This is a genomic window from uncultured Corynebacterium sp. (assembly GCF_902489365.1).
In the GTDB taxonomy this organism is placed as follows: domain Bacteria; phylum Actinomycetota; class Actinomycetes; order Mycobacteriales; family Mycobacteriaceae; genus Corynebacterium.
Genome location: NZ_CABTZR010000130.1, coordinates 1 through 3,755 on the forward strand (window position 1 = coordinate 1; position 3,755 = coordinate 3,755).

General features: G+C 55.8%; 3 protein-coding genes and 2 rRNA genes. 3 read left to right on the forward strand and 2 right to left on the reverse strand.

Annotated elements, in window-relative coordinates:
- The 3 genes from RDN59_RS11635 to RDN59_RS11645 all read left to right on the forward strand — a co-directional run.
- A 23S ribosomal RNA gene (locus RDN59_RS11635) occupies positions 1-139 on the forward strand; the annotation flags it as partial.
- Positions 140-263: 124 nt separating this feature from the next.
- Positions 264-381 (forward strand): 5S ribosomal RNA (gene rrf / locus RDN59_RS11640).
- Between the two features lie 461 nt (positions 382-842).
- On the forward strand, positions 843-1,709 hold the full coding sequence (locus RDN59_RS11645) for a DUF6544 family protein (RefSeq protein WP_308607977.1): 867 nt from the start codon (positions 843-845) through the stop codon (positions 1,707-1,709).
- 44 nt (positions 1,710-1,753) lie between these two features.
- Here RDN59_RS11645 and mgtE read toward each other — a convergent pair whose 3' ends face one another.
- The gene (mgtE, locus tag RDN59_RS11650; protein WP_308607978.1) at positions 1,754-3,118 is read right to left on the reverse strand and encodes a magnesium transporter; all 1,365 of its coding nucleotides are present in this window, start codon (positions 3,116-3,118) and stop codon (positions 1,754-1,756) included.
- Between the two features lie 82 nt (positions 3,119-3,200).
- Positions 3,201-3,755: FAD-dependent oxidoreductase (locus RDN59_RS11655; RefSeq protein WP_374044617.1), on the reverse strand; the 555-nt coding region annotated here is incomplete at its 5' end.

The following is a 3,755-nucleotide window of genomic DNA, read 5'->3' on the forward strand; positions in this document are numbered from 1 at the left end:
AAGCATCTAAGCGGGAAGCCTGTTTTAAGATGAGGTTTCATTTGAGGTCCCCCACAGACGATGGGGTTGATAGGCCAGACCTGGACGCACTGTAAGGTGTGAAGGCTACTGGTACTAATAGACCAAAACAAACACACACACCTTTCCTTTATGGGTGTGTAAACAACAAATACAACAGACAAGTAACACACTGTCGCTTCGCGTCCACTACACAGTATCTGACACAACACACGTAACCAGGCATCAAGATGCTCCGTGTGTTTGTCGGTGGCCTATAGCAGCAGGGAAACGCCCGGTCCCATTCCGAACCCGGAAGCTAAGCCTGCTAACGCTGATGGTACTGCAACCGGGAGGTTGTGGGAGAGTAAGAAACCGCCGACATTAAACAACAACAAACAACTCAATAACACCGCTGCAGGGCCCTAGACACCACATAACGTCTAGGGCCCTGAAGGCGTTTTCAAACCCTCATGAAACCAAGCCCCACCATCTGTAGTCAACAGCCTGGAAACCTAAAAGTACAGACCCGAAAGTACAGACCCGCTCGTCGCAACCAAACACAGGCCCGGGTCTCCTGATCAGCCACTTCGTGCTGTCACTTCCAGGTCTGCATAAATACAAACACAACACAAGCCCCCAGAGGACCAGGGCTCGAATAGAGTCCATCCCTGCCTCCAAGAGAGAATCTTCCCTTAAGCGCTCCACTGATGTCTTTCGACGTGTCACTGCAGGAACCATGAACCGGGTGATGGCTGTCTCACTTTCTTACAACCTGCGGTGGTTTCTGTCCCGGGATTTTAGGCTTAAAGAATGAAAGCCCTGTGTGCGATGAGGAGCGTGCAATGCGGGTGCGTCGTTTCCGCGCTCTGGCCTTTTCGGTGATGCGCGTGATTGCTGCCTGTGTCGGGGCAGTAGTGGTGTGGTTCGCAGTGCCGTTTTCGCCGGTTAAATCAGAATTTTCAAGGGATGTGGAACGCTCTAAATCGATAGCGATTACGCCAACGGCTGAGGTGTTTGTTGAAGAAGACTTCGCCAGCTTTCCGGAGGCTATTCAATACTATGTAGGTCGCAATGGCTTTATTGGGACGCCGAAGTATTCGTGGGTCCACCTCGAGTTTGCGGACGTTGACTTCCGCCAAGGCAAGGATGGGCGGACGCTGAAGATCGATTACGATCAGTATAACTTCGCTGCCGAGCCGCGCAGGCTAGCCATGGTGGAGAGTGCAGTGGCGGGGGTACCTTTTCAGGGATATGACTATTTCGCTGACGGTAGGGGCGGGATGAAAGGCGTCATCGGCAAGGCAGTTACGCTGTTTGATGAATGCGGTCCTGAGATGAATAAAGCAGCACTCGTGACGTATCTCGCGGAGGCGCTGTTTATTCCACAGAGCTTGTTGCGAAACGACATCGAATTCACCGAGCTTTCTGAGCGAGAAGTCGAAGCGACCTTTACTTATGAGGGCATCACGGTAAGTGGCGTGTTCACCTTCAACGAAGCCTATGAAATGGTGGAGTTTAGGACGCAGGATAGGGCAGTCGCTGGGGAAGACGGCACGATGACCCAAGTGGATTGGACAGCGAGGTGTGCCGACTATCTACCTGGTGCCCACGGTATTCGTTTGCCGCGCACGTTCCAAGCAGTGTGGAACTATCCTGAGCAGGATCTCGTCTACTTCGATGGCGCTATTAGCAGGGTGACGTTCGGCTAAGCCTGCATGGCGCAGTCGACATCACGACGAAGCATAAGGCAGGCTTAGATTCCCAATACGGTCTTAGCGATGAGGAAATAGATAATCAGGCCCGTGGCGTCACAAAAGGTCGAAATAAACGGATTGGAAAATACCGCCGGATCGGCTCCAATGGTCTTGGCCACGATGGGCATGAGCCCACCAACTGTCGCAGAGATGGAGCAAATTAAAAACAGCGTTGATCCGATAACAATGCCGATATCAGCGCCGTACACCATCGTGGCGAGACCGAGCCCCGCCAGCCCAAGCACCGCACCCAAGAGCATTCCGACGCGTAGCTCACTCCACAGCACCGAAAGAATGTCCCGCGTGCGAACATCACCGAGGGCTAAGGCACGGGTGACCGTGGTCGCTGCTTGATTGCCAGTGTTTCCACCGGTTCCGGTCAGCAGCGGGATGAACAAGGACAGGACAACTGCCTTAGAGAGTGTGTCCTCAAAGGAATCGAGTACTTGGACCGTGAGCAGTGCGGACACTGCCAAAACAAGCAGCCAGACAATGCGGGAACGCACGAGTTTGAGAAGAGGGGTCGACAAGTAGGGTTGCTGCAGCGCTTCCGTACCACCAGCACGTGCCGAGTCCTCGCTGTCGGCTTCCTCCACGATGTCTGTGGCGTCATCGAAGGTCAGCAGACCCACCAGACGGTGCGAATCATCCACAATGGGAAGCGCCAGCATATCCAACGGTAGGAACCATCGGACTGTTTCCTCAGCATCCGCGCTGGCATTAGCAAAGAGAGGTTCCTGCATGATGGAAGCAATCTGTACCCCGGATTCCGCCGTGAAAATTTCCCGCAGGCTCACTACTCCCACCAACCGGCGGTCGGGGCGTGTTACCGGCACCGTGTAAATGGTCTCCAGTTCATCCGACTGCGCTCGCAGCGTGTCCAACGCCTCGTCGATGCTCATATCGGGGTGAATATCGGGAACCTCAGGGGACATGCGTCGGCCTACTGACCGCTTGGGATAGCCCAGAATCACCCCGGTGACATCGCGTTGGGTTTGGGTCAGCGAACGTAGGAGACGGTCGGCAATCTCTGCCGGGAGCTCATCCAAGAGTGCCACGCGGTCTTCCGGTTCAAGTTCATCGAAGAACTCGTAGACATCGGCGTTGCCCAGCTCATCAATGATGTCCGCCTGGTGTTTGGCATCCAGTGCATCGAAGACAGCGATGGATTTTTCGCGCGGAAGTAAGCGAAGAGCCAGCGCCGCGCGCAGCGCATTCTGGCGCTCCACTATGGAAATGAGCTCCTTGCGCGGAACCTTGGCTAGGAGTTCCTGCAGTTGTGGGGCCTTCTGAGGATCGATGGCATCCTCTTGCTTAAGCCATGTCTCGACGATATCGCTAGCCTGCTCAGTAGTCTCCGCCATGGCTCCATCCCTGCCCTTCTTGCTTTATCAATGGTCTCCAGCCATTTAAGACTACGCGAGAGCTGACCTCTAGGGCGGGTGGCTAATAAAAGGCTTGTTCCTTCATTCGAGTGAGAACATTGTGTGCCGAAATGAGGCACATTGGCACGCCCACGCCCGGGACCGTAGTGCCACCGGCGTAGTACAGATTGGGCAGCTTACGGGATTGGTTCCGGCCGCGGAAAAACGCGGACTGGCGCAGCGTATGGGCAGGGCCCACGGCGCCGCCGGACCAGGAATTGTACTGCTCGGCAAAGTCGGCGGGGCCGAGCGTGCGCTTGACGACGACCCTCTCCTCCAGATCCTCAATCCCCATCCAGGACCCCAGCTGCGCCACAGCCGCGCGGGCAATGGCGCCCACGCGGGGAGATTCCACAGCGCCGTAGGCATCACCATGCCCATAGGATTCATCCGCTGGGACGGGGACGAGGATAAAGAGGTTCTCGTAACCTTCCGGAGCCACCGAGGAATCGGTGGCGGAGGTCTTCGACACATAGATCGACTCCGAGGCGCCCAACGGCCGCAACGGCTCAGGGCCGTGGTAGACGGCCCTAAAATCGGGGGACCAGTCAGTGCTGAACAGGAGCGTATGGTGCGC

What these genes read in the sequence shown, in the direction of transcription:
- RDN59_RS11645 (WP_308607977.1), top strand. Translation starts at nt 843, where the DNA reads ATGCGGGTGCGTCGTTTCCGCGCTCTGGCCTTTTCGGTGATGCGCGTG.
- mgtE (WP_308607978.1), bottom strand. Translation starts at nt 3,118, where the DNA reads ATGGCGGAGACTACTGAGCAGGCTAGCGATATCGTCGAGACATGGCTT.